Genomic DNA, 25,708 nt, shown 5'->3' with positions numbered 1-25,708 from the left:
ATATGAAAAGACTACAACCAGAATTTGTTAGACAATTATTCATTTTACTACTTATCGTAGTATTAGGATATCTTATTTTTGCAGAAATGGCTCCTTACCTATCTGGTGTCCTTGGAGCAATTACTTTTTATGTCCTTCTAAAAAAGTGGATGACCAAACTTTTAAAAAGAGGTTGGAATCAAGATTTAGCAGCAGGAACATTAATGGCTTTCTCCTTTATAGGAATTTTAATTCCAACGGCAGGGATTGTATTGATGCTTACTTCAAAAATAGGTAAAGCAGTAAACAATTCCGAAAAGGTAGTGAATGCAATCAAGCAACAAATGAGTGATTGGGAACACGCCGTAAATTACAATTTCACCAAAGAAATTAATGCCAGTGAGATTGGCAGTTGGGTTTCTAACAACTTACAAAGTGTTGCTGGTGGTACCTTTGATGCTTTCATAGCCATAGGAATCATGTATTTTCTTCTCTACTACATGCTCACTAACAGAAAGCAAGTTAGAGAAACCATGAATGAATATGTTCCTTTAAACTCTGAAAACTTAAGTCTTATTGGAAAAGAAAGTACCGAAATGGTAAAAGCCAATGCGATTGGAATTCCTTTAGTAGCAATTTGCCAAGGAATTATCGCCTTGATAGGCTTTCTTATTTTTGGAGTAACCGATCCTTTCTTCTGGTTTGTCATTACTACTATAGGATCTATGATCCCGTTTGTAGGAACCGCCATAGGAATTTTCCCGGTAGCTATATTATTATTTGCTCAGGGGCATAATTGGCAAGCCATCGCTATTTTAATTTATGGAATCGTTGTTGTAGGAAGTACTGATAATATCATCAGACTTTATGTATTAAGAAAATTGTCTGATGTGCACCCCCTAATAACCCTACTTGGAGTAGTGGTGGGAGTACCATTATTTGGATTTATCGGACTTATTTTTGGTCCTCTTCTAATTTCTTTATTTTTATTGATCGTTAAGATTTATAAAAAAGAATACGGAAAAAGTAATACTCATAAGCCAATACCAAAAGAAGTAGACAATAAAACAGAATCTAAAACATTATAATTATGGGAATTTTTAATAAAGAAAAGAAAATTGATGAAGCTTATGTAAAAAAGCAAGCTTCAAAAACCTCTCGCGAAGATATGGATGTGACTATTTCTAAAGAAGAGGATATCGAAGAGAAAATTGCTAACTCTGGCATTCTTGAGAAATATGCGTCTTTGACAAAGCTGATGCTAAAAATGCTGAAGGATTATAAAAACGGTCTATATACCGAAGTTCCTTGGTTCACCATAGGATCTATTATATTTTCGCTTTTATATATTCTTAACCCCTTAGATCTGGTTCCAGATTTTATTCCAGTTCTAGGTTATATAGACGATTTGAGTGTGCTCACTTTTGCTCTCAAATTTGTTGAAACAGATTTGCACAATTACCTCGATTGGAAAATTGAAGAAGCAGACAATACCTAATAAAAAAAGCCTCCAAATGGAGGCTTTCTTTATGCTCGCTATTTATTTTGTCTCAACCGATGACGATCTCTTGCCAAGAGAGTGTTTTTTAACAACATCGCAATGGTCATGGGACCAACTCCTCCTGGAACCGGAGTAATATAAGAGGTTTTCTTTTTTACATTATCAAAATCTGCATCTCCTGTAATTACATATCCTTTTTTTGCAGTTTCATCAGGTACTCTTGTAATTCCTACATCAATTACCACGGCATCATCTTTAATCATTTCAGCTTTTAAGAAATGTGGAATTCCTACCGCAACAATAATAATATCTGCTTGAGAAGTAATTTGTGTAATGTTTTTGGTGTATTTGTGTGTTAACGTAACGGTAGAGTTGCCAGGAAAGCCCATTCTTCCCATGAGAATACTCATAGGTCTCCCTACAATATGACTTCTTCCTATCACTACAGTATGTTTTCCTTTAGTAGGAATATCATAGCGTTCTAGAAGTTCTAAAATCCCAAAAGGGGTTGCAGGGATAAATGAGGTCATATCCAAAGACATCTTCCCAAAGTTAGTAGGATGAAAACCATCTACATCTTTATCTGGATCTACCGCCATTAATACTTGTTGGGTATTAATTTGTGGAGGCAGTGGCAACTGAACAATAAAGCCGTCAATAGCATCATCTTCGTTCAGCTCCTTAATTTTTTCCAACAATTCTATTTCACTTGTCGTGCTGGACATTCTTACCATGGTAGACTCAAAGCCTACGCGTTCACAAGCTCTCACTTTGCTATTTACATAGGTTTTGCTCGCGCCATCATTTCCTACAATAATCGCAGCAAGATGAGGAACTTTCTCCCCTTTTTGTTTCATCTTAGAAACTTCTGCAGCAATTTCATCTTTAATGTCGTTGCTTACTTTTTTACCGTCTAAAATTGTCATTCTTATAAGAATTAAAAAGGCTAAAGATTTTGCTCTTTAGCCCTAAATAGTATGTTACTTCATTCCTTTCATCATCTGCATCATTTTTTTACCGCCGCCGCCTTGCATCATCTTCATCATTTTGCTCATCTGCTCAAATTGTTTTAACAGCTGATTTACTTGCGTTACCGAAGTTCCAGAACCTTTTCCTATTCTCTTTTTTCTACTTGCGTTAATCAAAGAAGGTTGTGTTCTTTCCTCTAGGGTCATCGAATGAATGATAGCTTCAATATGTTTAAAAGCATCATCATCAATATCTATATCTTTCATCATTTTTCCAGCACCAGGAATCATTCCGACAAGGTCTTTCATGTTCCCCATCTTTTTTACCTGCTGGATTTGCTTTAAGAAATCATCAAAACCAAATTGGTTCTTAGCGATTTTCTTTTGCAAATTTCTCGCTTCTTCTTCATCGTATTGCTCTTGTGCTCTCTCCACTAAAGAAACCACATCCCCCATTCCTAAAATACGGTCGGCCATACGTTCTGGATAGAACACATCAATGGCTTCCATTTTTTCACCCGTACCAATAAACTTAATAGGTTTATTCACTACAGATTTAATAGAAATCGCAGCTCCCCCACGTGTATCACCATCTAATTTGGTTAAGATAACCCCATCAAAATTCAATACATCGTTAAATGATTTTGCGGTATTCACAGCATCCTGACCCGTCATAGAATCTACTACGAAAAGTGTTTCTTGAGGCTGAATTGCTTTATGGATATTAGAAATCTCGGTCATCATCACCTCATCTACAGCCAAACGTCCTGCTGTATCAATAATCACGACATTAAATCCATGCTCTTTTGCGTAAGCAATCGCATCTTGAGATATTTTTACAGGATCTTTGGTATCTCTATCTGAATATACCTCTACTCCTATCTGCTCTCCTACCACGTGTAACTGGTCTATCGCCGCTGGACGGTAAACATCACAAGCTACTAAAAGAGGCTTTTTTGTCTTTTTTGTTTTTAAGAAGTTGGCTAGTTTACCAGAAAAGGTGGTTTTACCACTACCTTGAAGTCCCGACATTAAAATAATGCTAGGATCCCCAGAAAGATTGATTCCTGCGACATCACCTCCCATTAATTGAATAAGCTCATCTTTTACAAGCTTAACCATTAACTGTCCCGGTTTAAGACTAGTTAATACATCTTCCCCTAGAGCCTTTTCCTTTACTGTACTTGTAAACTCTTTGGCAATTTTGTAATTCACATCGGCGTCTACTAAAGCACGACGTACTTCTTTTAACGTTTCTGCTACGTTAACCTCCGTAATTTGTCCGTGTCCTTTTAGGACGTGTAATGCTTTATCTAGCTTATCACTTAAATTATCAAACATAGGCTTTCTTCTATTTTTAGGAATTGCAAAGTTAAGGATTAGATGTTTAACTATAAAGTCTTAATGCAGGAAAATAGCAAAACGTATTCATAAAAAAGACCACTGAGTAATACAGTGGTCTTTAAACTAAAACAACAAAAAACTATTTACTCTCTGCGGTGTTTAGACTTTCACAAAAGGTCTAGTTTTATAAAAGCCAAAGAAATTAAAATTCTTTTTGCATTTCCCATAGGTAATCATCTATAAAACAATACATTTCCTAAAACTCCTAATAGACAACTCATATTTTTTATTAATTTTACAAAAAAACCTCAACTTAATGGCTAAAGATCTACACGAGCATGTTTGCCAAGAAAGTGTTTTTGCTAGTTTGTATCAAAAACATGCTAAAAACATTCATGACTTTCTTTACTACAAGTTTGGAGAGGTGCTTCAGCCCGAAGATAAAATGCAGGAAGCTTTTGTAAAATTATGGCAAAACTGCAAGAAAGTTCCTCCAAGCAAAGCAAAAAGTTTTCTTTTTACCGTCGCCAATAACCTTATGTTGAATGAGGTAAAACATCAAAAAGTGGTTTTGAAATATGAAAAGAAAAAAACCAAACACCAAGATCACCAAGACCCGCAGTATTTATTAGAAGAAAAAGAATACCTTGAAAAATACCAAAAAGCGCTTGCCACCCTTACCGAAGCTCAACGGGTTGCTTTTTTACTCAACCGTACGGAAGGCAAAAAACACAGAGAAATCGCCGAGATTCTCGATATTTCTCAAAAAGCTGTTGAAAAAAGAATTTATGGCGCCCTAAAAAAAATCCGTAAAGAAATCAAAGGAATTTAAAAATAGAGTAGGAAAAATAAGCTAGTAGTTGTTCTATAGGTAGAAAATAAGGCATGAAAGAAGAAGAAATCATAAAGAAGTGGTTAGATAATGAAACTTTATCTACAGAAGAAATTCAATTTTTACAAGGGATTGAAGGCTTTGACGATTATAAGAAGATCGCAGAGAAAGCCGCCCATTTTAAAGCTCCAGAAGTAGATATTACAGAGGGCTTAGAAAACCTAAAGAAAGAGAAACAAGAGAAAAAAACCAAGAATATTTGGTTAAGCAGATTTCCTAGAATCGCCGCGATTTTAGTGATCGCTATTGGATCTTACTTTCTATTTTTCCATTCTAATTATACCGATATTGACACCCTAGCAAAGGTGACCAAGCAAGTGAGTTTGCCCGATCACTCAGAAGTAGTTTTAAATGCGAATTCTTCTATTTCTTACTCTAAAGATAATTGGACTGGAAACAGGGAAATTCATTTAGCAGGAGAAGCTTTTTTTAAAGTCGCTAAAGGGAAAAAATTCACCGTGATTACCAACTTAGGCGAAGTTACCGTACTTGGAACGCAGTTTAATGTGAGGCAGCGAGAAGAATCTATACAAGTAGATTGTTATGAAGGTTTGGTAGAAGTGAAAATTAATAATGAAACCATAAAGCTTTCTGCAGGAAAAAGTCTTGCATTTCGCGATCAGCAACTCAATCAATATGAGAATTTTGACAATAGCTCTAGTTGGTTACGAGGAAAAAGTACGTTTAAAAGTATTCCGTTAAGGGAAGTTTTTAAAGAATTTGAAAGACAATACGCGGTTAAAATTCAAACTAAAAACCTTACTTTAGATCAAGAAAAATTGTTTACTGGTAGTTTTACCCATAAAGACATAGAAACAGCAATAAAATCTGTCACTTTGCCGTTTGGATTAGACTATAGTATTCAAAAAGACGAGATCATCGTAAGTGCCCGTGAGTAAAAAATTATACACCTACTTACTTATCCTAATTTGTTTTTGTTGTAGTGCGCTAAACGCACAAACAACCAAAGATTCTATTGCTTTACCTCAGGTAATTATAGAATTGGAGACCAATTACAAATACAATTTTTCTTATGCAGATCATGATATAAAAGAGGTTTACGTACCTCTTTATAACAAAGAAATGCCTTTTATAGACATTCTTGGTTTTCTTGAAGCAAATACCTCTCTTGTTTTTAAAATCGTCTCCGACAAATTTATTGCCATAACAAAAAAGAGGAGCATTCTTACTCCAGAGAAAATTGAAGAACTGGAAACCATTCTCATCTCCAATTATCTAGCACGCGGTATTAGTAAAAAAGATCAAGGTACGTTTGAAGTTAATTTTGACAACTTTGGCGTACTTCCCGGGCTCATTGAACCCGATGCACTCCAAACGCTTAGAGCCTTGCCCGGTGTAGAAAGTATTAATGAAAAAATATCTGACCTCAATATTAGAGGAGGTACGCAAGATCAAAACCTAGTCTTGTGGGATGGAATTAGGATGTACCAATCGGGGCACTTTTTCGGACTTATTTCTGCCATCAATCCGTATATGACGCAACGGGTTTCTTTAATTAAAAACGGAACCAATTCCGCTTACGGAAATAGTGTTTCAGGAATTATATCTCTTGCTACCAGTGATCAAATAGAAAAAGATTTTCATGCCGAAGCAGGTGTTAATTACTTAAGTGTTTATGGCTTGGTAGATGTTCCCGTTTTTAAAAACTCCTCGGTTAAAATAGCGGCTAGAAGCTCTATTAACGGAGTTTTTAAAACACCTACCTACAACCAATATTACGATAGGGCTTTTCAAAATACAGAGATTACAGACAACGAACAAAGTGTAAAGAGCAACGATGAGTTTTCATTTTATGACCTTAGTCTAAGGTGGCTGTACCAAGCTTCTAAAAAGGATTTTTTCCGTTTTAATGTAATTTATCTAGACAATGATTTAAGCTTTTTGGAAAATGCTATGGTCGATAATCAAGTGAATACCAAAACCAGCAAGCTTTCTCAAAGCAGTCTTGGAGTCGGGCTTTTTTATAAAAGAGCTTGGAGCGATGTATTTAAAACAAAGCTTCAATATTACTTTTCTGATTATCGCTTAGATTCAAAAAATGCCAATGCGATTACTTCCCAAGATTTAGCCCAAGAAAACGATGTGATAGAAAACAGCTTTAAGTTTATTACTTCTTGGAAGCTAGATCCCAGCTTGCAATGGGAAAACGGACTCGATTTTATAAAGACCAGAATTGATAATGTGCAAAAAATGACCAATCCCTTGTCGGGGAATTTCAGTCAACTTTACGCGACCAATTATGCTTTATTCTCCACCTTATCTTTTAAGTCTAATGATCTTAGAACCTCGGTTCAGTTAGGATCCCGACTTAATTATTTCGAGGAGTTCAATTTGTTTTTGTTTGAACCTAGATTCAGCCTTAATCAAAAAGTGGTTGAGCACCTTTCTTTTGAATTTCTGGGAGAGGTTAAAAGTCAGTCTAGTACGCAGATCATCGATTTTCAGAAAGATTTTTTAGGAATCGAAAATAGACGATGGCAGCTATCAGATCAAGAAGAGGTGCCCATTCTTAAAAGTTATCAATTATCTTTAGGAGTACATTACCATAAAAACAACTGGTTAGCGAGTACTGAAGCTTACACCAAAAAAATAAAAGGAATTACCTCTAGAAGTCAAGGGTTTCAAGATCAATATGAATACGCATCTTTAATTGGAGATTATTATATTCGAGGCATCGATTTCTTATTAAAAAGAAGATTTGGAAGACTCAATGCGTGGGCTAGCTACTCGTTAACCAACAATGACTATACGTTTAAATCTATCTCTGAAGAAGCTTTTGACAGCAATATTGAAATCACCAATTCTTTATCTTTTACCACCTCTTACGAATATGATCAACTAAAAATATCTGGCGGAGTTAAGTGGCGGTCTGGGAAACATTATACGCCCATTAGTGCAGAAGGCTTGGCGAATAACCAATTTGATTACCTTGCTCCCAACAGTGTAGATTTAGATTCTTATGTGCGAGTAGATTTTTCTGCCAGCAAGCAATTTCCTATACACCCAAAGATTAATGCTTACGCGGGAATTTCAATCTGGAATGTCTTAGACACCAAAAATATCGTCAATACGTATTATGAAAGAAGGAATGATAAAATCTTCACGGTGAAACAAGAGGGTTTAGGCATTACGCCCAACCTCATCTTTAGACTTATGTTTTAATAGAATAGCAGAACTAAGAAGAGGCCTGCTTAAAAAATTTCTTATAATCTCAATTTATACTAAGACGAATGAGTGGCTTTGAGAAGAATTCATAAAAAAAATGTAAGATTGAGAACCGACAGCAAGCCCTTGTTTTAACACGATAAAGTGTACACTTATTTATTTAAGATTCTTTTTAATTTCCAACTCAAACTCTGGTTTGCTTGGTCTTAAATCTGAATTACTCAAAATTTTTCCGTTTGGTGATATTATTACATATTTTGGAAGTCTCACTAATATTACCTCCTCCTCATTCACTTTGTGATTTGAATACAAGAATGAATATAGCGACTTATCTTCCTGCATACCAAACCAATAATTTTTTCCATTCCATTTTTTTTCTAATACATAACTTTTCCAATCCTCATAATCTTGGTCTATGGAGATAGTAATAAATTCAACATTTGAATCTTTATATTTTTCGGCTATTTCTTTAAAGATTGGCGCTTCTTTTAAACAAGGTGAGCACCAAGTTGCCCAAAAATCAATTACCAATAGTTTTCCTCTGAAAGATTTAATTGCAATAGTAGATTCATTACTATCTTTTAATGTGGCGTCTGGACTTTCTTTTCCATACGATACACTCTCCATTCTTTGAATTTTAGTAAGGGAAGATGTGTCAATAGGATTAGATTCTTCTTCAGATGTTTGAGTCGTATTTTCGCAGCTAAAACAAAGAAATAGTAGTAATAAAAAATTGAATTTCATATAGGTCTTAGTAGTTTATTTACAGCAAAATTATAAATGATGTGTGGCGAAAAAAAGTTTATCCTAAATGCACAAGTACAAAACAACAAATCTAGAATCGAACCGAAGCAGAGATATTTTTATACGTCGTTGCTAACCAGCATTTTCGCAATTTTCTATTTGACCCTATGATTATTCGTAGCTATCATCTTTTTCGTAACCTTCAAAATAATATGATTGCTCTATACCTTTAAAGATAACTTCTCTACTGTTAATTTCCTTTGTCAAATTATTGGAAAGCAATGTTTTTATTTCTAACTCATTAACTGGACTTCTTTCCATTGCTTGTACATACAATGTTTTGTCAACATACTGCCAGTTGACAACATTTCGTATTTGTTTCTTTAAGATCATATCAAGCCATATTCGCATAGTCCTTCCATTTCCTTCTATAAAAGGGTGAGCGATATTCATTTCGACATATTTTGAGACAATTTGTTCAAATGTCTTTTCTGGCATTTGTTCAATTTTCACTAATATTTCATTTAGATACATGGAATTAGCAAATCTAAATCCTCCTTTTGATATGTTTTGCGTCCGAAATATCCCTGCAAAGTCATATAAATCATTAAACAGATATTTATGAATTTGTTTTAAACCTTGGGTAGTACCAACTTCTATATTTCCGATATCTCCTGTTTCAAACAATCGATAAGCATTTTCTAAGCTTATTTTATCTGTATTTTTCATATTAATTCAAATTTACAGCTTAATTTTCATTGTTCATTCTTTAGGCAATATCTTTATTTTGATCTTCTTCTTAAAGTTATGTAGCGCTTTTTTTTGCTTACTACCAACACAATGTAAACTCCTCTCCATCTGAACGGAGTCCGACGCTTTAGAATAAGAAAGGAAATTACATTCTTTCAGGAACCTGAATTCCCAATAATCCGAAGGCATTTTTTAGGGTTTGTGCTACTGTTTTTGCGAGTTGCACTCTAAATACTTTTTCTATTTCTACATCGGTTCCCAAAATGCTTACATTTTGATAGAACGAATTAAACTCTTTCACTAAGTCGTAGGTGTAATTCGCGATTAAAGCCGGACTGTGTTGCGTTGCTGCCTGCTGAATCACTTCTGGAAACAATTGCAATTGCTTCATCACCTCTTTCTCTTTAGGATCTAAGGTATAATCCACTACATCTTGGCCATAATCAAAATTTGCTTTACGCAGAATAGACTGTATTCTCGCATAAGTATATTGAATAAACGGCCCAGTATTTCCTTGAAAATCTACAGATTCTTCAGGATTAAATAAAATACGCTTTCGCGGATCTACTTTTAGGATGTAATATTTTAGCGCTCCCAAACCTATCGTCTCGTAAAGTTCCTCTTTTTCATCTTGGGTATAACCTTCTAGTTTCCCCAAATCTTCAGAAATCGTTTGAGCGGTTTTTGTCATTTCCTGCATCAGTTCATCGGCATCAACAACGGTACCTTCTCTACTTTTCATCTTTCCGCTAGGTAGATCTACCATTCCATAACTTAAATGGTATAAATGGTTCGCCCATTCGTAACCCAGTTTTTTAAGAATCAAAAACAATACTTTAAAGTGGTAATCCTGCTCATTTCCTACGGTATAAACCAACCCATTAATAGCGTAATCTTTTACACGCTGAATAGCAGTTCCTATATCTTGCGTCATATAAACCGCAGTCCCATCAGATCGCAAAACAATTTTCTCGTCCAAACCTTCCTCGGTCAAATCAATCCAAACACTGCCATCTTCTTTTTTAAAGAATACGTCTTTTTCTAATCCTTCCTGAACTACTTCTTTCCCTAAAAGATAGGTATCACTTTCGTAATAATTTTTATCGAAGTCTACGCCCAAATTCTTATAGGTGATTTCAAAACCATCATACACCCACTGATTCATTTTCTTCCAAAGCGACACCACTTCTTCATCTCCAGCCTCCCATTGAAGAAGCATCTTTTTAGCCTCTAGCAATAACGGAGCTTCCACTTTTGCATCGTCTTCTGTCTTGCCGTGTTTTTGCAATTCGGCTACTTGGGCTTTATATTCTTGATCAAACTTTACATAGTAATTCCCAACCAGCTTATCTCCTTTTAGTCCGGTGGTTTGCGGTGTTTCTCCATTTCCATACTTTTGCCAAGCCAGCATACTTTTACAAATATGAATTCCGCGGTCATTGATAATTTGAGTTTTGAACACGGTATTCCCCGCAGCTTTTAAAATTTCCGCGACAGCGTAACCCAATAAATTATTTCTGACGTGCCCTAAGTGCAAAGGTTTATTGGTGTTGGGAGAAGAATACTCCACCATAATGCTAGGAGATTCTTCGGTAGATTTTACAAATCCAAAATGAGCATCATCCTTAATCTCTTTAAATTGTTGTAAAAAGAACGTATCATTAATCACGAGGTTTAAAAAACCTTTCACCACATTAAATCGCTCTACTACATCCACATTTTCCACTAAATAGCTTCCTATAGCTTCGCCTAAAGCCACGGGGTTGGTCTTCACCTGGCGTAACATAGGAAAAATCACTACGGTCACATCGCCTTCAAACTCCTTGCGGGTTGCCTGAAATTCAACATTTTCTAAATTAACTTGATGTAGCGAGTTGAGCGCTTCTTTGATGTGCTGTTCTAATAATGCTTGCATGAAAATTCACTTAAATTTGGAGGTGCAAAGATAATTTAAAAATTAGAGTTGTCTAACTTCCGTCGTAGCTTTCCTTTTTAAAACGAGTTATTTCTTAGGTTTAGACTTAAAAAACTCATGTTGTTAGTTACTTGTAGTTCTTCTCAAGAAAATGTAACTTTAAATTTAAGAAGCTTTTCTGAATAACCTCAGAGGAGACTAATACTTCGACTCTTATGAAACTTCCTTTTACATCTATCCTTATGGCGGTTCTTTTCGCTTTTGTTTTCTATGGCTTTACCACGCCTAATGAGAAGGATAAAACAGAAATTAGAAAAGGAATCGATTTTTATAACGGAGATTATCACGAAGCTTTAGAAAAGGCTAAAGAAGAAAAAAAATTGGTTTTTGTCTATCTTTATGCCAATTGGTGCGGCGTGTGTAAAGCGCTAAAGAAAAATACCTTTCGCGATAAGACCGTGGGAGAATTCTACAATAAGGAGTTTATCAATTTAGCGCTTAACGCGGAAAAAGGCGAAGGTGCTGAAATTGCAAAAAGTATTGGCTTAAGAAGCTACCCTACTTTACTGTATTTAGATGGAGGAAATGGCCGAATCTTAACTCGGGTTTCTGGATATAAATCAGTTACTGAGTTTATGAACCTCGGGAAAATTTACACTCAAAAACAATAATTAATTTTTACCTTATTCTTTTCAAAATGCTGTTTAATGTTTCTTATCGGAATCCTAGAATCATCAAGTCTATTGACACCAGTGTAGGAAAGCCTTTTAGCTTAAAAGAGCGTTTTAACATGAAGGGGATTGGTTGTGGAAAATTATACATCACTTCGTGCAGTATCGAGATTCATAACTTGTTGATTTTAGACTCGTATCTGGATGTTTGTAATATCGAAATGCGTCCAGACGGAATTATCGTCGGTTTTAGATCGCTGCTAGAATCTTATGCGCTGGTGATTCCCTTTTACAAATTGAATTTATATAAAGGGAAAGCAGAAGAATATTCTATTTATGGAGATCATCATTTTATAAAAATTAAAGCTGATACCCAGAAAATACACCAATTCATCAAGAAGGTATTAGCCTTTAAAGCGAATCATTCTACCTCTACAGACCGAGGTTATTATTAGCATTTTAATAACCTTCATTTAATTATTTATTGAACTGCAGTCTAGTTTTTCAAAGCATCTTTACCCAAAAAAAGATGACACTATTTATTTATGTTTTTGCCGCATTATTCTCTGTAATGAACCCGTTGGGGACGGTTCCTATTTTTGTGGGACTCACCAAAGACGACACTAAAGCCGAACAATCAAAAACTTCTTTTCTCACTGCTATCAATATTTTTGTTATTTTATTGATTGCTTTCTTTACGGGAAAATACCTTTTAAATTTCTTTGGGATAAGTATAGAGTCTCTGAGAATTGCTGGCGGACTAATTATTGTTTCCTCAGGGTTTGCCCTCCTTACCGGAAGTTTTAACAAACATAAAGGTATGGATAGAAAAAAAGTAAAGACCGATGCTTACCAACGTGAGAGTGTTTCTCTAACACCACTTGCCATTCCTATGCTTGCTGGTCCAGGATCTATATCCCTACTTATTGGGATGCAAGAACAATATACTCAGCTTATAGAAAAAACATACATTATTGCAGCAATTGCTGTGGTATGTTTTGCCACATTTCTAGTCTTAAAAAGCGCTCATTTTATCGTGAAATTTCTGGGAGCTTCAGGTATTAATGCCATTTCTAGAATTATTGGATTTATTGTTATTGCTATTGGGATAGAATATATTAGCTCTTCGGTAATGATCGTTTTAAAGGACGCTCTTTATTAAAACTATTTTTTCTTAAAAGCCAAGCCACAAACCAATGTAAGAATCCCCAAACAAACCATGGCAAAACTCTGGGTTTGATCGGCTTTCGCCGAAATATGACTAACCCCATCTTCTAAAGAAATATGAGGAAAAATTACGGTATAAAGTCCGTAGCCAATAAGAGCCATTCCTAAAATCAATAAGACAACCTTTAACGTATTTTGCATAGTAGAAGTTTGTTTCAACTTTTAGCGGAAAGTTAAGTATTTAATGTTTAATACCAAATTAAACAGGTAAGACCGACTATAAATCGTTTCCTTTATGCTTATTTTTTGCTGAAAATTACTACCTTATCCAATGCTATCCTAATCTAATCATTGAATTTCAATAAATGAAAATTAAATCAATTTCTTAATACGATATTACGTATTTTAATTGGTATAAATCATCTAAAAAAAGTATGAAAATTCTTTTAACTGGCGCTAATGGCTATATTGGTATGCGTCTCCTTCCTTTACTCCTAGAAATGAATCACGAAGTGGTGTGTGCGGTGCGAAGTGCAGATAGACTCTCGGTAGATAAAGAAATACGAGAGAAAATAGAAATTGTAGAAATTGATTTTTAAAAGAAGTCGATAAAGACTTACTTCCTAAAGATATTGATGCAGCTTATTATTTGATTCACTCTATGACGGGTTCTATCAAAGATTTTGACGATCTCGAGGAAAAATCAGCTAAAAATTTTAATGCCTATCTAGAGAACCTTTCCGTAAAGCAAGTGATTTACCTTACCGGAATGGTAAATGAAGACAAAATGTCTAAACATTTAGAATCTCGTAAGAAAGTAGGACAGGTGCTTTCTCAAGGAAATTTTCATCTTACACGCTTACAAGCAGGGATTATTGTAGGCTCGGGAAGTTCTTCTTTTGAAATCATTAGGGACTTGTGCGAAAAACTCCCGGCGATGATCACACCGCTTTGGGTAAATACCAAAACACAACCCATCGCCATAAGAAATGTCTTAGAATACCTTAGTCGCTCTTTGGGAAAAGAAGAATGTTTTGACGAATCTTTTGATATTGCAGGACCTGATGTGATGACCTACAAAAGCATGATGCTTAGGTATTGCGAGATTAGAGACCTTAACTTGCATATTGTAGGCGTGCCTTTTTTATCACCCAAATTATCTTCGTATTGGTTGTACTTTATGACCTCTACTTCTTATAAATTAGCCACTAATTTGGTGGATAGTATGGAGGTTGAAGTCATCTCTAAAGATAACCGACTAGAAAAAATATTAAAAGTAAAACCGCTTACTTATACCGAAGCCATAAAAGCAGCTTTTGATAAAATAGAACAAAATCAAGTGGTCTCCAGCTGGAAAGATTCTCGTGTAAGCGGTAGATTCACCAGCGATCTTAATAAATACATACAAGTTCCTACGCATGGCTGTTTGGTAGACAAACAGGAATCAAAAAGTGATGATGCCAAAAAATCTTTAGAAAAAATTTGGAGCATCGGCGGGAGAAATGGTTGGTATTACGCTAATCGCTTATGGAAAATACGAGGCTTTATGGATAAATTGGCTGGTGGAGTTGGTTTGCGTAGAGGAAGAACGCATCCCAATAAAATTTATGCAGGAGATTCTTTAGATTTTTGGCGAGTTCTTTTAGCCGATCGGGAGAAAAAACGTCTCTTGCTTTTTGCCGAAATGAAAGTTCCCGGGGAAGCTTGGTTAGAATTTTACATCGATGAAAAAGGCATCGTTCACCAAACTGCTACCTTTAGACCCAAGGGGATTTAGGGTAGACTGTATTGGTACAGCATGCTTCCGTTTCATTATTTTATCTTTGCAGGAATGTTAGAACGTATCGCCAAAGAGTAGCAAATGAATAAAATGACCACCTACCTTAAAGAAAACAATTTATTGTGCTTTTCCTTTTTGAGCATCCTAGCTTTATCGCTATACATTTCTCTTGCGCCACAACAATTTTATGCCCTCATCGAGCAGTATTCCATTGGCATTCGCAATAGTTTTGGCGTCTTCTATTTATGGCTAGGCTTAGCATGCGTTATTTTTTTACTGGTAATCGCGATTTCTCCTTTCGGAAAGAGAAGATTGGGAGGCTCAACACCCGAATATGGTTTCTTCTCTTGGACAGCAATGCTTTACAGCGCGGGAATGGGTGCAGGAATTTTACTGCGCGCGGTTCAAGAACCCGTGTTTATGCAACAAAACCCACCAATCCAAACGGGAAGTTCTCCAGAAATTATTGCTCTAGAATATACCTTCTACCAATGGGGATTTACCGCTTGGGCGTTTTACGCGTTTTTTGCACTGGTGATTGGGTTTTATGCTTACATCCGTAAAGAAAGTATTTTACTGAGTAATAGTTTTTCTTCTGCCAAAACCAGCAACGTGATACGAAGTGTAGATTACCTAACTGTAATGACCACCGTAGTAGGAATTGTCGCAGCGATTGCCTTGGGAACGGCTCAAATAGAAGGCGGATTACAGTTTTTATTGGGTAATGAGGTTTCTATTTATGCTTACCTATTTACCTTCCTTATCTTTTTACTCGCTTTTATTTCCGTCTACCGCGGAATTCATAAAGGAATCAAACAAATTTCTAACCTAAACATTATCATTATCATTCTACTACTGGGTTTTATTTTGTTTCACGGTGACCTAGCCCAAATTTTTAGCAACTTTTTTATCGCGTCTTACCATTATGTGATCGATTTTATTCCGCTAAGTTTAGCCTTGGGAGATCACAATCCTGGAAAAGAATTTTTAACCGATTGGACCTTTTATTATTGGGCGTTTTGGTTGTCTTGGGCTCCGTTTACCGGAATTTTTATCGCCCGTATTTCTAAGGGAAGAACGGTTAGACAACTTATTTTCGGAAGTTTATTCTTGCCATGTTTTGGAAGCTTTTTATGGTTTTCAAGCTTCGGAACTTCGGCGTTTCAACTCATAGAAACTTGGGGAGTTTATGAGGGTGAATTTTCTAACGTTTTCACCTCTTTGTTTGTTTATCTAAAAGCATTTCCGTTAAGCGGATTTACTTCTATCGTCACCATTTTATTGTTGGTTGGTTTCCTCGTCACCTCTGTAGACAGCGCCATTTTTGTACTGAGTATGTTTACCGATAAGGGAAAAGAAAACCCAAAGAAATCTCACCGACTCCTTTGGGCTATTGCTTTATTTTTATTTACGGAAGCGATTCTTATTCTGGCAAGTTATTCTGCCGCAGGAGACGTACTTACCGCGATGCAAAAATTCTTAATCATTACTTCGTTGCCTTTTGCTTTTTTAACGGCAAGTATTGGGATCAATTTAGTAAAAAGCATCATTAGTGAAAAGAAAGATTATACCAATTTAAATAAGTAATGTCGTAGTAAGAAATTTATTTATTTTTTGCTTAATTGAAATTAAAAATAATTAGCATAGCCTTAGTTACGGTAATAATTTTTAGTGAAAAGTAAGTATAAAAGAAACGGTTTAATTACGACATTATCTGTTTAATTTGGTATTAGTTGGTCTTAGGTAAGAAAATTTCTGCCATCATACAACGAGCACTTCCACCACCCAACGTTTCTATCGTTTCTAGGTCACTGCTTAAAATCTCACAATGTTTCTCAATGGCTTCTACTTGTTGAGCTGTAAGGCTTTTATGAGCAGTCGCACTCATCACCAAGTATTTTTTATCAAAAGCTCCTTGCACTTGCAACATATTACCTGCAAATTGATGCATTTGTGCTTCGGTGATGGAGATGATTTCTTTTTCATCCTGCTTAAAGCTCGCAATCACTCTTTTGCGTTCTTTAGCATCATCAATAGTATCCAAACAAATGACCACAAAATCTTCTGCTAAACACATCATCACATTGGTGTGGTAAATCGCTTTGCGTTCCCCGTTTACCGTTTGTTTTGCGTTAAACACCACAGGCATATATTCAAAGTCTTCACAAAACTCTATAAATAAACCTTCGTCAGCACGTTCAGATAAAGCACAGTAGGCTTTTTCGTTGGTGCGATCCAGCAATAAAACTCCGGTTCCTTCCAAGAAAACATTCTCGGCTTCCCCTGCGGTATAATCCACTATATTGTTGATGCCAAAACCTTTTTCTTCTAAAGTCACAAAGATATCTTCTCTTCGCTCTCGTCTTCTATTTTCTGCGAACATAGGATATAAACCTATATTTCCGTTCTCGTGAAAAGAAACCCAGTTATTAGGGAAAATAGAGTCTGGCGTATCATTTTCTAGCTTATCATCAACTACAATCACCTCTACCCCTACTTTTCTAAGCTTACTTACAAGCGCATCAAACTCCTGCTGCGCCTTCAGCGTAATTGCTTCCTGCTCTTCATCTATCGACTTCTGAAAATAATTATTTACAGCCGTCTCTTCATTCATCCTAAAATTTACAGGACGAATCATTAATATACTATTCGTTATTTGTTTCATTCTATTCTATTTTTTTGGGCGTTCGAGCGAGCTTTCCATTATATCTTTTTCTTAAAAAAAAGAAAAAGGATGCCATTTCAATCCCTAACGCATTAATCTCGTATTAAAGGCAATGTAGAGCAACGCAATAAACCTTCCTGTTTAGAAATTTCTGCATAAGGCACTTCTTCTACAGTAATTCCTTGTGCTCTTAGCCACGTGTTTAATCTAGTAAAGTTTTTTTCAGAAATCACTACATCTTCAGCAATAGAAAAAATGTTGCTGTTCATCGCATACATTTCATCGCTATCAATTTCAAAAACGTTTTCTTTTCCGTAGAAATTAACCAACCACTCATATTCTTCTACATCCAAAAAACCATTTTTATGAATAATAGCTTTGTCTTTCCCCACTGGTTGAAAACAGCAATCTAAATGCAAAGCATTCATTCTAGGGTCTGTACCCGATTTTCTAAGGTTAAAGGATTTCACTTTCTTATCAGGAAACATTTCCTGCAATGCCTTTACCGCTTTCATATTGGTTCTTGCCGTAATGTATTCGCTATAATCACTTTCTCTATACGTTCCTACAAAGATATGATCGCCTATAGGCATTACATCTCCGCCTTCAATATGGTGATCTTCTGGAAAGCGATGTACTTTTTTAGGATTAATTTGGTCGATGACTTCATGAATCGCTTCAATTTCTCGTTCTCTATCTGGTAAAATATTGGCTTTAAAAAAAATATCCTCAATTACGAACCCAATATCTCTGGTAAAAATCTGATTATAGTCTTCAATGATTTCTGGTCTATAAACCTTCACATCATATTTCTCCAATACTTTTTGAACTGCAGTCATTTCTTTCACCATATCTTCTTCTATGGGATAGGTTCCTGCCTTGATATATTGAGCTGACTTTGGATCGTAAGATTCCGCTAAGGTAGGCGTTGGTCCATTGCTATTTGCTAATCCCAAAACTACGGCTCTAAGCCTAGAAGTTTCGTTGGTAATATGAAGTTTCAACATGGTTTTCAAATTTTTACAAATATAAAAAAAGCTTCATATCTCTATGAAGCTTTTAACTTTACTTATTGAAGGAAAATTATCTTTTTGAGATGTCTTTAAAGTCTCTTAAATTTTCTCCTGTATATACTTGTCTTGGTCGACCAATAGGTTCTTTTTCTAAACGCATTTCTCTCCATTGAGCAATCCAACCTGGCAATCTACCTAAAGCGAACATCACAGTAAACATTTCTGTCGGAATTCCCAAAGCTCTGTAGATAATTCCTGAATAGAAATCTACGTTTGGATATAATTTTCTATCTACAAAGTAGCTATCTTCTAAAGCTTCTTTTTCTAAACCTTTAGCAATATCCAGTACAGGATCTTCTACTCCTAATTGGTCTAATACTTGGTCTGCAGATTTTTTAATGATTTTTGCACGTGGGTCAAAGTTCTTATACACACGGTGTCCGAATCCCATTAAACGGAACGGATCTTCCTTGTCTTTGGCTTTCCCCATATACTTTTTAGTATCGCCACCATCTTCCTTAATGTTTTCCAACATTTCAATTACTGCTTGATTAGCTCCACCGTGAAGTGGTCCCCAAAGAGCAGAAATACCTGCAGAAATAGAAGCAAACAATCCTGCGTGAGAAGAACCTACGATTCTTACCGTTGATGTAGAACAGTTTTGTTCATGATCTGCATGTAAGATCAATAACTTGTTTAATGCTGAAGAAACCACTGGGTCAATATCATAATGTTCTTCGTGTGGAGACTTAAACATCATTTTTAAAATGTTGTCTACATAGTCTAAAGAGCTATCTCCGTAATCTAGCGGTTGACCGTTTTTCTTTCTTAAAGTCCACGCCACTAAAACTGGAAATTTAGCTAGCAATTTAATAATGGCGTTATACATCTCTTCATCTGATTCTACGTTAACCGCACTCGGGTTGAAGGCAATTAAGGCACTTGTTAATGAAGATAAAACTCCCATAGGGTGCGCAGACTTAGGAAAACCATCTAAGATTTTCTTCATCTCTTCATCTACGTGAGACTCTTTTTTAATGTCTTTGTAAAGCTTGTCCAATTGCTCTTGTGTTGGCAATTCTCCAAAAATTAATAAGTATGCTACCTCTAAGAAACTTGCTTTATCTGCTAATTCTTCAATAGAATATCCGCGGTAACGTAAAATCCCTTCTTCTCCATTTAAGAACGTAATTGCACTTTTACACGACCCTGTATTTTTATATCCAGGATCTAACGTAATTAATCCTCCTGTATCTGCACGTAAAGATTTAATCTCGATAGCAACCTCATTCTCGGTTCCTACAACCACTGGAAATTCATATTTCTTTCCGTCTAGTTCTATAGTAGCTTTATTTGACATATATCTGATCTAATTTTTTAATTTTAAGTGCTGCTAATTTACAAAAAATACTCCTAATTTTTAAATAAATGCCCTTGTAAATTTAGCCAAAGAGCCTGTATGCCTGTTAATTTATTCTTAAGGAGCTTCATTTTTAAAAATAAAAAAAAGCTTTACGGTGAGGTAAAGCTTTTTTTATTGATTTTATATCAAAAATCAGATTTTAAAAGCTGCTCTTTTAGGATAAAAAGCAACGGCTCCTAATTCTTCTTCAATACGCAACAATTGATTGTACTTTGCCATACGGTCACTTCTTGAGGCAGAACCTGTTTTTATTTGTCCTGTATTTAAAGCTACCGCCAAATCTGCGATGGTAGTATCTTCTGTCTCTCCAGAACGGTGTGACATTACCGTGGTATAACCTGCATTATGCGCCATATTTACTGCGGCGATCGTTTCGGTTAAGGTTCCTATTTGATTCACTTTAATCAAGATTGAATTGGCTATATTTTCTTTGATTCCTTTTCCTAATCGCTCTACATTAGTCACAAATAAATCATCCCCTACCAACTGTACTTTATCTCCTACTTTCTCTGTTAAGATTTTCCAACCTTCCCAGTCGTTTTCATCCATTCCATCTTCAATAGAAAGAATAGGATATTGCTCACTTAATTCGGTTAAGTATTGCGCTTGCTCTTCGCTGCTTCTTACTTTTCCTGAATCTTCTTCAAATTTCTTGTAATTATAGTTTCCGTCTTCATAGAATTCCGCGGCAGCGCAATCTAACGCTAACATAATTTCTTTTCCAAAAGAATAGCCTGCATTTTCTACGGCTTGCTTAATACTATCTAACGCATCTTCTGTTCCCTTAAGTGTGGGCGCAAAACCACCTTCATCTCCTACGGCCGTACTTAAGTTTCTATCATGTAGCACCTTTTTTAATTGATGAAAAATTTCTGTCCCCATCTTTAAAGCTTCTGTAAAGCTTTCGGCTAAAACAGGCATAATCATAAACTCTTGAAAAGCGATGGGCGCATCACTATGAGAACCTCCATTGATAATATTCATCATAGGAATAGGAAGCGTTTTTGCGCTCACTCCGCCTACATAACGATATAAAGGCAAACCAAGTTCACTCGCTGCAGCTTTGGCTACCGCAAGAGAAACGCCTAGGATCGCATTGGCTCCTAATTTTGATTTATTGGGAGTTCCATCTAAATCGATCATCAATTGGTCGATAGCTGCTTGTTCAAATACCGAATGTCCCATTAAATGATTGGCGATATCTACATTTACATTTTCAACGGCTTTCAAAACCCCTTTTCCTTGATAATCTTTACCTCCATCTCTAAGCTCTACGGCTTCGTGTTCTCCCGTAGAAGCTCCAGAAGGAACTGCTGCTCTTCCCAAGATTCCATTCTCAGTAATTACATCTACTTCTATGGTTGGATTGCCTCGAGAGTCAAAAATTTGTCTGGCGTGAATTTCAATAATTAAGCTCATGTGTGTTATTATTTTTACGTCTACAAAATAATAAATTCTTAGAATAATCTAAGCTTTAGACTGGTTGATATTTTCTATAAATTGATCGAATAAATATGAGGCATCGTGTGGCCCCGGACTAGATTCTGGATGATATTGAACCGAAAAACAGTTTTTATTCTTCATTCTTAAACCTGCTACCGTATCATCATTAAGGTGAATGTGGGTGATTTCTAGATTTTCATTCGCTTCTAACTCTTCTTTATTTACAGCAAACCCATGATTTTGAGAAGTGATTTCTCCTTTTCCTGTCACGAGGTTCTTTACAGGGTGATTAATCCCTCGGTGTCCGTTATGCATTTTATAGGTAGAAACTCCGTTAGCCATTGCAATTACCTGGTGACCTAAACAAATTCCAAATAAAGGTCTATCGTTTTGTAAAATGTTTTTCGCCAACTGAATCGCTTCAGAAAGAGGCTCTGGATCTCCAGGACCATTGGAAAGAAAAAATCCATCTGGACTAAACTCATTCATCTGTTCGTAGGTAGCATTATAAGGGAAAACCTTAATGTAGCAATCTCTGCTCGCCAAGTTTCTTAGAATATTTTTCTTTATCCCTACATCTAAGGCCGCAATTTTATATTTAGCATTCTCTTCTCCTACAAAATAAGATTCTTTCGTTGATACCTGAGAAGCCAATTCTAAACCATCCATATTTGGTTTATCTGCCAGCTCTTTCTTAAGTGCATCGATATCATCTATCTTGGTGCTTATCACGGCATTCATAGCGCCGTTATCTCTAATGTAAGCTACTAAGGCTCTCGTATCTACATCTGAAATTGCGAGTAGGTTGTTGTTTGCTAAAAACTCCTCTAGACTTAAATCAGCTTTTGTTCTTGAATAATTATAGCTGAAATTTTTACAAATTAAGCCTGAAATTTTTATTCCATCAGATTCTACTTCTTCGGCTACGGTACCATAATTACCAATATGTGCATTGGTGGCGACCATAAGTTGACCATAATAAGAAGGGTCTGTAAATATCTCTTGGTAGCCTGTCATCCCAGTATTAAAACAAACTTCCCCAAACGAACTACCTTCTTGATTTCCTATCACTTTGCCCCAAAAGATAGTGCCGTCTTCTAGTAATAAAATAGCTTTTTTACGAATTTGATACTTCATGGTGTGTGGTGTTGATATGTATAAATAGGTTAAAAAAAAAGGATAAACTGCTAGAGCTTATCCTTTTTTAAAATATTTATTTAAGAATCATCTTACTCTTCTTCCTTAGATGAATCTTCTTTTTTTGTAGTCTCTGGATTAGCTTCAGTAGCTTTTGCTGAAGATTTCCCACGTCTACTACGACGCGTAGAAGATTTCTTCTTAGTAGCTCCTGAAACGTTGTAAATTTCATTAAAGTCTACCAATTCGATAAGTGCCATATCAGCATTATCTCCAAGACGATTACCTAATTTGATAATACGAGTATATCCTCCTGGCCTATCTCCTACCTTAGGTGCAACTTCTCTAAACAATTCTGAAACAGCATATTTATCACGCAATTTTGAAAACACAAGTCTTCTGTTGTGCGTAGTATCTTCTTTAGATTTTGTTACTAGAGGCTCAACAAATTGCTTTAAAGCTTTCGCTTTTGCAACGGTAGTGTTGATGCGTTTGTGTTCAATCAAAGAAGCTGCCATATTTGCAAGCATTGCTTTACGATGCGCAGTTTTTCTTCCTAAGTGGTTTATTTTTCTTCCGTGTCTCATGACATTTTTATTTAATCATCATCTTGCTACAAACTCTTTTGGACGAGGAGCAAAATATGACGTATTAATCTTTATCTAATTTATATTTTGAAAGGTCCATTCCAAAATTAAGGCCTTTAACATTCACTAATTCTTCTAGTTCGGTTAAAGATTTCTTTCCGAAGTTACGGAACTTCATCAAGTCATTTTTGTTATAGGACACTAAATCTCCTAAGGTATCAACCTCTGCAGCCTTCAAACAGTTAAGCGCTCTTACTGATAAATCTAGATCTACCAATTTAGTCTTAAGTAATTGACGCATATGTAAAGATTCTTCATCGTAAGTCTCAGTTTGAGCGATTTCATCAGCTTCAAGAGTAATTCTCTCATCAGAGAATAACATAAAGTGGTGAATTAGAATCTTTGCAGCTTCAGTTAAAGCATCTTTAGGATGTATAGAACCATCTGTACTAATTTCGAAAACTAATTTTTCGTAATCTGTCTTTTGCTCTACACGAAAGTTTTCAATACTATATTTAACGTTTTTTATTGGCGTATAAATAGAGTCTGTGTAAATAGTCCCTAAAGGAGCGTTACCTTTTTTGTTCTCTTCTGCAGGAACATAACCTCTACCTTTATCGATAGTAAGTTCTATATTAAGGTTCACACTTTTCTCAAGGTTACAAAGTACCAAATCTGGATTTAAAACCTGAAATCCAGAAATGAATTTTTGGAAGTCTCCAGCGGTAATTTGATCTTTACCAGATAAAGAGATCGTAACACTTTCGTTATCGATATCTTCTATTTGTCTCTTGAAACGCACTTGCTTCAAGTTCAAAATAATCTCTGTAACATCTTCTACAACACCAGCGATGGTAGAAAATTCGTGATCTACTCCTTCTATACGTAAAGAAGTGATTGCAAATCCTTCAAGAGAAGATAACAGTACTCTCCTTAAAGCGTTACCAACTGTTAATCCGTAACCCGGTTCTAAAGGACGAAATTCAAATTTCCCTTCAAACTCGGTTGAATCGATCATGATAACTTTATCGGGCTTCTGAAAATTTAGTATGGCCATATTTTGAGTTCTGTCAATTAAATTATTTCGAATACAATTCGACGATGAGTTGTTCGTTTATAGTTACTGGAATCTGAATACGAGAAGGAATAGATACATAAGTACCTTCTTTCTTTTCTCCGTTCCAAGTAATCCACTCATATACTGCACTAGAATTCTCTAATGAAGACTGAATAGCGGTTAAGGATTTTGATTTCTCTCTTACTCCTACAACATCTCCAGCTTTTAACTGGTAAGAAGGAATATTTACAAGTTCACCATTCACCGTGATATGTCTATGTGACACTAATTGTCTAGCTCCGCTTCTAGAAGGAGAAACTCCCATTCTATATACTACGTTGTCTAAACGTGACTCACATAATTGCAACAATACTTCCCCAGTAATACCCTGAGCAGCATTTGCTTTTTTAAACATGCTTCTGAATTGACGCTCTAATATACCATAAGTATATTTTGCTTTTTGCTTCTCCATTAATTGGATAGCGTATTCAGATTTTTTACCACGGCGTCTATTGTTTCCGTGCTGACCTGGAGGATAATTTCTTTTTTCAAAAGATTTATCATCTCCAAAAATAGCTTCTCCGAATTTTCGGGCTATTTTAGTTTTTGGACCAGTATATCTTGCCATATTTTATTTTTTTAGAAGGTGATTATGAATTAAGGTCTTAGTATTAATCCTTCGATAATCGTAGTCTCCCTCTTGTTGATACTTTTAATATTATACTCTACGTCTCTTAGGAGGACGACATCCGTTGTGAGGTATTGGAGTGATATCGATAATCTCAGTCACTTCAATTCCTGCATTATGTAATGATCTGATAGCAGATTCTCTACCATTACCAGGTCCTTTCACATATACTTTCACTTTTCTAAGTCCAGCTTCATGTGCTACTTTTGTTGCATCTTCTGCAGCTAATTGAGCAGCGTAAGGAGTATTTTTCTTACTACCTCTAAAGCCCATTTTCCCTGCTGAAGACCAAGCAATAACATCACCACCTTTATTAGTTAAAGAAACGATGATATTATTGAAAGAGGCAGAAATATGCGCTTCTCCAAAAGACTCAACGATTACTTTACGTTTTTTGTTTGTTGACTTTGCCATGGTTACTTATTATTTAGTTGCTTTTTTCTTGTTCGCAACTGTTTTTCTTTTTCCTTTACGTGTTCTAGAGTTGTTTTTCGTACGCTGACCTCTAAGTGGCAAACCTACTCTATGTCTAATTCCTCTATAACAACCGATATCCATTAAACGCTTAATGCTTAACTGAACTTCAGAACGTAACTCTCCTTCAATCGTATAACTACCAATAGCCTCACGGATTCTTCCGATCTCCTCATCAGTCCAATCTGAAACTTTTGTACTTTCGTCTACTTTGGCATTCTTAAGGACTTCTTGAGCTCTACTTTTGCCAACTCCGAAGATATAGGTTAATGCTATAACTCCTCGCTTTTGTTTCGGTATATCAACACCTGCTATTCTTGCCAT

At 35.7% G+C, this 25,708-nt stretch carries 25 protein-coding genes and 1 pseudogene; 10 read left to right on the top strand and 16 right to left on the bottom strand.

Annotated features, from left to right (window positions below; all coding sequences use genetic code 11):
- The first annotated feature begins 2 nt into the window (after window positions 1–2).
- The gene (locus RBU60_RS00475) at window positions 3–1,067 is read left to right on the top strand and encodes an AI-2E family transporter (RefSeq protein WP_308862645.1); all 1,065 of its coding nucleotides are present in this window, start codon (window positions 3–5) and stop codon (window positions 1,065–1,067) included.
- A 2-nt stretch (window positions 1,068–1,069) separates the two neighbouring features.
- Window positions 1,070–1,477: a YkvA family protein gene (locus RBU60_RS00470; protein WP_308862644.1), complete on the top strand. Its 408-nt coding sequence runs from the start codon at window positions 1,070–1,072 to the stop codon at window positions 1,475–1,477.
- A gap of 38 nt (window positions 1,478–1,515) precedes the next feature.
- On the opposite strand, the gene RBU60_RS00465 is transcribed toward RBU60_RS00470, so the two are convergent.
- Entirely contained in the window at window positions 1,516–2,406 is an 891-nt protein-coding gene (locus tag RBU60_RS00465; protein ID WP_308862643.1) for a bifunctional 5,10-methylenetetrahydrofolate dehydrogenase/5,10-methenyltetrahydrofolate cyclohydrolase, read from the bottom strand.
- Window positions 2,407–2,460: 54 nt separating this feature from the next.
- Window positions 2,461–3,789 carry a signal recognition particle protein gene (gene ffh, locus RBU60_RS00460; protein WP_308862642.1) on the bottom strand — a complete coding sequence of 443 codons (1,329 nt, stop codon included), beginning with the start codon at window positions 3,787–3,789 and terminating at the stop codon, window positions 2,461–2,463.
- Window positions 3,790–4,108: 319 nt separating this feature from the next.
- Here ffh and RBU60_RS00455 point away from each other — a divergent pair, with 319 nt between their 5' ends.
- The 3 genes from RBU60_RS00455 to RBU60_RS00445 are packed head-to-tail and all read left to right on the top strand — an operon-like array spanning window position 4,109 to window position 7,867.
- Complete coding sequence (locus RBU60_RS00455) at window positions 4,109–4,624, top strand: RNA polymerase sigma factor (protein WP_308862641.1); 516 nt, start codon at window positions 4,109–4,111, stop codon at window positions 4,622–4,624.
- Window positions 4,625–4,677: 53 nt separating this feature from the next.
- On the top strand, window positions 4,678–5,583 hold the full coding sequence (locus RBU60_RS00450) for a FecR family protein (protein WP_308862640.1): 906 nt from the start codon (window positions 4,678–4,680) through the stop codon (window positions 5,581–5,583).
- A complete protein-coding gene (locus tag RBU60_RS00445) occupies window positions 5,576–7,867 on the top strand; it encodes a TonB-dependent receptor plug domain-containing protein (RefSeq protein ID WP_308862639.1) in 2,292 nt (763 codons plus the stop codon). Before RBU60_RS00450 ends, RBU60_RS00445 begins: the two co-directional genes overlap by 8 nt.
- A gap of 159 nt (window positions 7,868–8,026) precedes the next feature.
- On the opposite strand, the gene RBU60_RS00440 is transcribed toward RBU60_RS00445, so the two are convergent.
- The 3 genes from RBU60_RS00440 to argS form a co-directional block, all read right to left on the bottom strand.
- The gene (locus RBU60_RS00440; protein WP_308862638.1) at window positions 8,027–8,614 is read right to left on the bottom strand and encodes a TlpA family protein disulfide reductase; all 588 of its coding nucleotides are present in this window, start codon (window positions 8,612–8,614) and stop codon (window positions 8,027–8,029) included.
- Window positions 8,615–8,785: 171 nt separating this feature from the next.
- Window positions 8,786–9,349, bottom strand: coding sequence for a protein adenylyltransferase Fic (fic, locus tag RBU60_RS00435; protein ID WP_456085760.1), 564 nt, complete (start codon window positions 9,347–9,349; stop codon window positions 8,786–8,788).
- 160 nt (window positions 9,350–9,509) lie between these two features.
- Window positions 9,510–11,285 carry an arginine--tRNA ligase gene (gene argS / locus RBU60_RS00430; RefSeq protein ID WP_407660186.1) on the bottom strand — a complete coding sequence of 592 codons (1,776 nt, stop codon included), beginning with the start codon at window positions 11,283–11,285 and terminating at the stop codon, window positions 9,510–9,512.
- A 209-nt stretch (window positions 11,286–11,494) separates the two neighbouring features.
- Between argS and RBU60_RS00425 the strand changes: the two genes are divergently transcribed.
- The 3 genes from RBU60_RS00425 (at window position 11,495) to RBU60_RS00415 (ending at window position 13,112) form a co-directional block, all read left to right on the top strand.
- Window positions 11,495–11,950: a thioredoxin family protein gene (locus RBU60_RS00425; protein ID WP_308862635.1), complete on the top strand. Its 456-nt coding sequence runs from the start codon at window positions 11,495–11,497 to the stop codon at window positions 11,948–11,950.
- A 26-nt stretch (window positions 11,951–11,976) separates the two neighbouring features.
- Complete coding sequence (locus RBU60_RS00420; RefSeq protein WP_308862634.1) at window positions 11,977–12,405, top strand: hypothetical protein; 429 nt, start codon at window positions 11,977–11,979, stop codon at window positions 12,403–12,405.
- Window positions 12,406–12,479: 74 nt separating this feature from the next.
- Complete coding sequence (locus RBU60_RS00415) at window positions 12,480–13,112, top strand: MarC family NAAT transporter (RefSeq protein ID WP_308862633.1); 633 nt, start codon at window positions 12,480–12,482, stop codon at window positions 13,110–13,112.
- 2 nt (window positions 13,113–13,114) lie between these two features.
- Here the strand turns inward: RBU60_RS00415 and RBU60_RS00410 are convergent, their stop codons facing one another.
- Window positions 13,115–13,318 carry a hypothetical protein gene (locus tag RBU60_RS00410; RefSeq protein ID WP_308862631.1) on the bottom strand — a complete coding sequence of 68 codons (204 nt, stop codon included), beginning with the start codon at window positions 13,316–13,318 and terminating at the stop codon, window positions 13,115–13,117.
- A 233-nt stretch (window positions 13,319–13,551) separates the two neighbouring features.
- Between RBU60_RS00410 and RBU60_RS00405 the strand changes: the two are divergent.
- A pseudogene (locus tag RBU60_RS00405) lies at window positions 13,552–14,975 on the top strand (SDR family oxidoreductase).
- A gap of 3 nt (window positions 14,976–14,978) precedes the next feature.
- The gene (locus tag RBU60_RS00400) at window positions 14,979–16,484 is read left to right on the top strand and encodes a BCCT family transporter (RefSeq protein WP_308862630.1); all 1,506 of its coding nucleotides are present in this window, start codon (window positions 14,979–14,981) and stop codon (window positions 16,482–16,484) included.
- 142 nt (window positions 16,485–16,626) lie between these two features.
- Here RBU60_RS00400 and ctlX read toward each other — a convergent pair whose 3' ends face one another.
- From ctlX to rpsM, 10 genes are all read right to left on the bottom strand, one after another.
- Complete coding sequence (ctlX, locus tag RBU60_RS00395) at window positions 16,627–17,562, bottom strand: citrulline utilization hydrolase CtlX (RefSeq protein ID WP_308862629.1); 936 nt, start codon at window positions 17,560–17,562, stop codon at window positions 16,627–16,629.
- A 92-nt stretch (window positions 17,563–17,654) separates the two neighbouring features.
- The gene (locus tag RBU60_RS00390) at window positions 17,655–18,569 is read right to left on the bottom strand and encodes a dimethylarginine dimethylaminohydrolase family protein (RefSeq protein WP_308862628.1); all 915 of its coding nucleotides are present in this window, start codon (window positions 18,567–18,569) and stop codon (window positions 17,655–17,657) included.
- A gap of 76 nt (window positions 18,570–18,645) precedes the next feature.
- Window positions 18,646–19,935, bottom strand: a complete 1,290-nt coding sequence (locus RBU60_RS00385) for a citrate synthase (protein ID WP_308862627.1) — start codon at window positions 19,933–19,935, stop codon at window positions 18,646–18,648.
- A gap of 195 nt (window positions 19,936–20,130) precedes the next feature.
- Window positions 20,131–21,417: a phosphopyruvate hydratase gene (eno, locus tag RBU60_RS00380; RefSeq protein ID WP_308862625.1), complete on the bottom strand. Its 1,287-nt coding sequence runs from the start codon at window positions 21,415–21,417 to the stop codon at window positions 20,131–20,133.
- Between the two features lie 48 nt (window positions 21,418–21,465).
- Window positions 21,466–22,578, bottom strand: a complete 1,113-nt coding sequence (carA, locus tag RBU60_RS00375; protein ID WP_308862624.1) for a glutamine-hydrolyzing carbamoyl-phosphate synthase small subunit — start codon at window positions 22,576–22,578, stop codon at window positions 21,466–21,468.
- 92 nt (window positions 22,579–22,670) lie between these two features.
- Window positions 22,671–23,165, bottom strand: a complete 495-nt coding sequence (rplQ, locus tag RBU60_RS00370; protein ID WP_308862623.1) for a 50S ribosomal protein L17 — start codon at window positions 23,163–23,165, stop codon at window positions 22,671–22,673.
- A 64-nt stretch (window positions 23,166–23,229) separates the two neighbouring features.
- On the bottom strand, window positions 23,230–24,222 hold the full coding sequence (locus RBU60_RS00365; protein WP_308862622.1) for a DNA-directed RNA polymerase subunit alpha: 993 nt from the start codon (window positions 24,220–24,222) through the stop codon (window positions 23,230–23,232).
- 22 nt (window positions 24,223–24,244) lie between these two features.
- The gene (gene rpsD / locus RBU60_RS00360) at window positions 24,245–24,850 is read right to left on the bottom strand and encodes a 30S ribosomal protein S4 (protein WP_308862621.1); all 606 of its coding nucleotides are present in this window, start codon (window positions 24,848–24,850) and stop codon (window positions 24,245–24,247) included.
- Between the two features lie 90 nt (window positions 24,851–24,940).
- The gene (gene rpsK, locus RBU60_RS00355) at window positions 24,941–25,324 is read right to left on the bottom strand and encodes a 30S ribosomal protein S11 (RefSeq protein WP_308862620.1); all 384 of its coding nucleotides are present in this window, start codon (window positions 25,322–25,324) and stop codon (window positions 24,941–24,943) included.
- A 9-nt stretch (window positions 25,325–25,333) separates the two neighbouring features.
- Window positions 25,334–25,708 (bottom strand): 30S ribosomal protein S13, encoded by a 375-nt coding sequence (rpsM, locus tag RBU60_RS00350; protein WP_308862619.1) that lies wholly within the window; start codon window positions 25,706–25,708, stop codon window positions 25,334–25,336.

The organism is Mesonia profundi, from assembly GCF_031085155.1.
In the GTDB taxonomy this organism is placed as follows: domain Bacteria; phylum Bacteroidota; class Bacteroidia; order Flavobacteriales; family Flavobacteriaceae; genus Mesonia; species Mesonia profundi.
The sequence above is the reverse complement of the archived record's forward strand: the minus strand, read 5'-3'. Positions and strand labels throughout refer to the sequence as shown.

Excerpts from the sequence above, each read along its gene's own strand:
- RBU60_RS00475 (WP_308862645.1), top strand. The coding sequence starts at position 3 with ATGAAAAGACTACAACCAGAATTTGTTAGACAATTATTCATTTTACTA.
- RBU60_RS00470 (WP_308862644.1), top strand. The coding sequence starts at position 1,070 with ATGGGAATTTTTAATAAAGAAAAGAAAATTGATGAAGCTTATGTAAAA.
- RBU60_RS00465 (WP_308862643.1), bottom strand. The coding sequence starts at position 2,406 with ATGACAATTTTAGACGGTAAAAAAGTAAGCAACGACATTAAAGATGAA.
- ffh (WP_308862642.1), bottom strand. The coding sequence starts at position 3,789 with ATGTTTGATAATTTAAGTGATAAGCTAGATAAAGCATTACACGTCCTA.
- RBU60_RS00455 (WP_308862641.1), top strand. The coding sequence starts at position 4,109 with ATGGCTAAAGATCTACACGAGCATGTTTGCCAAGAAAGTGTTTTTGCT.
- RBU60_RS00450 (WP_308862640.1), top strand. The coding sequence starts at position 4,678 with ATGAAAGAAGAAGAAATCATAAAGAAGTGGTTAGATAATGAAACTTTA.
- RBU60_RS00440 (WP_308862638.1), bottom strand. The coding sequence starts at position 8,614 with ATGAAATTCAATTTTTTATTACTACTATTTCTTTGTTTTAGCTGCGAA.
- RBU60_RS00425 (WP_308862635.1), top strand. The coding sequence starts at position 11,495 with ATGAAACTTCCTTTTACATCTATCCTTATGGCGGTTCTTTTCGCTTTT.
- RBU60_RS00420 (WP_308862634.1), top strand. The coding sequence starts at position 11,977 with ATGCTGTTTAATGTTTCTTATCGGAATCCTAGAATCATCAAGTCTATT.
- RBU60_RS00415 (WP_308862633.1), top strand. The coding sequence starts at position 12,480 with ATGACACTATTTATTTATGTTTTTGCCGCATTATTCTCTGTAATGAAC.
- RBU60_RS00410 (WP_308862631.1), bottom strand. The coding sequence starts at position 13,318 with ATGCAAAATACGTTAAAGGTTGTCTTATTGATTTTAGGAATGGCTCTT.
- RBU60_RS00400 (WP_308862630.1), top strand. The coding sequence starts at position 14,979 with ATGAATAAAATGACCACCTACCTTAAAGAAAACAATTTATTGTGCTTT.
- ctlX (WP_308862629.1), bottom strand. The coding sequence starts at position 17,562 with ATGAAACAAATAACGAATAGTATATTAATGATTCGTCCTGTAAATTTT.
- RBU60_RS00390 (WP_308862628.1), bottom strand. The coding sequence starts at position 18,569 with ATGTTGAAACTTCATATTACCAACGAAACTTCTAGGCTTAGAGCCGTA.
- RBU60_RS00385 (WP_308862627.1), bottom strand. The coding sequence starts at position 19,935 with ATGTCAAATAAAGCTACTATAGAACTAGACGGAAAGAAATATGAATTT.
- eno (WP_308862625.1), bottom strand. The coding sequence starts at position 21,417 with ATGAGCTTAATTATTGAAATTCACGCCAGACAAATTTTTGACTCTCGA.
- carA (WP_308862624.1), bottom strand. The coding sequence starts at position 22,578 with ATGAAGTATCAAATTCGTAAAAAAGCTATTTTATTACTAGAAGACGGC.
- rplQ (WP_308862623.1), bottom strand. The coding sequence starts at position 23,165 with ATGAGACACGGAAGAAAAATAAACCACTTAGGAAGAAAAACTGCGCAT.
- RBU60_RS00365 (WP_308862622.1), bottom strand. The coding sequence starts at position 24,222 with ATGGCCATACTAAATTTTCAGAAGCCCGATAAAGTTATCATGATCGAT.
- rpsD (WP_308862621.1), bottom strand. The coding sequence starts at position 24,850 with ATGGCAAGATATACTGGTCCAAAAACTAAAATAGCCCGAAAATTCGGA.
- rpsK (WP_308862620.1), bottom strand. The coding sequence starts at position 25,324 with ATGGCAAAGTCAACAAACAAAAAACGTAAAGTAATCGTTGAGTCTTTT.
- rpsM (WP_308862619.1), bottom strand. The coding sequence starts at position 25,708 with ATGGCAAGAATAGCAGGTGTTGATATACCGAAACAAAAGCGAGGAGTT.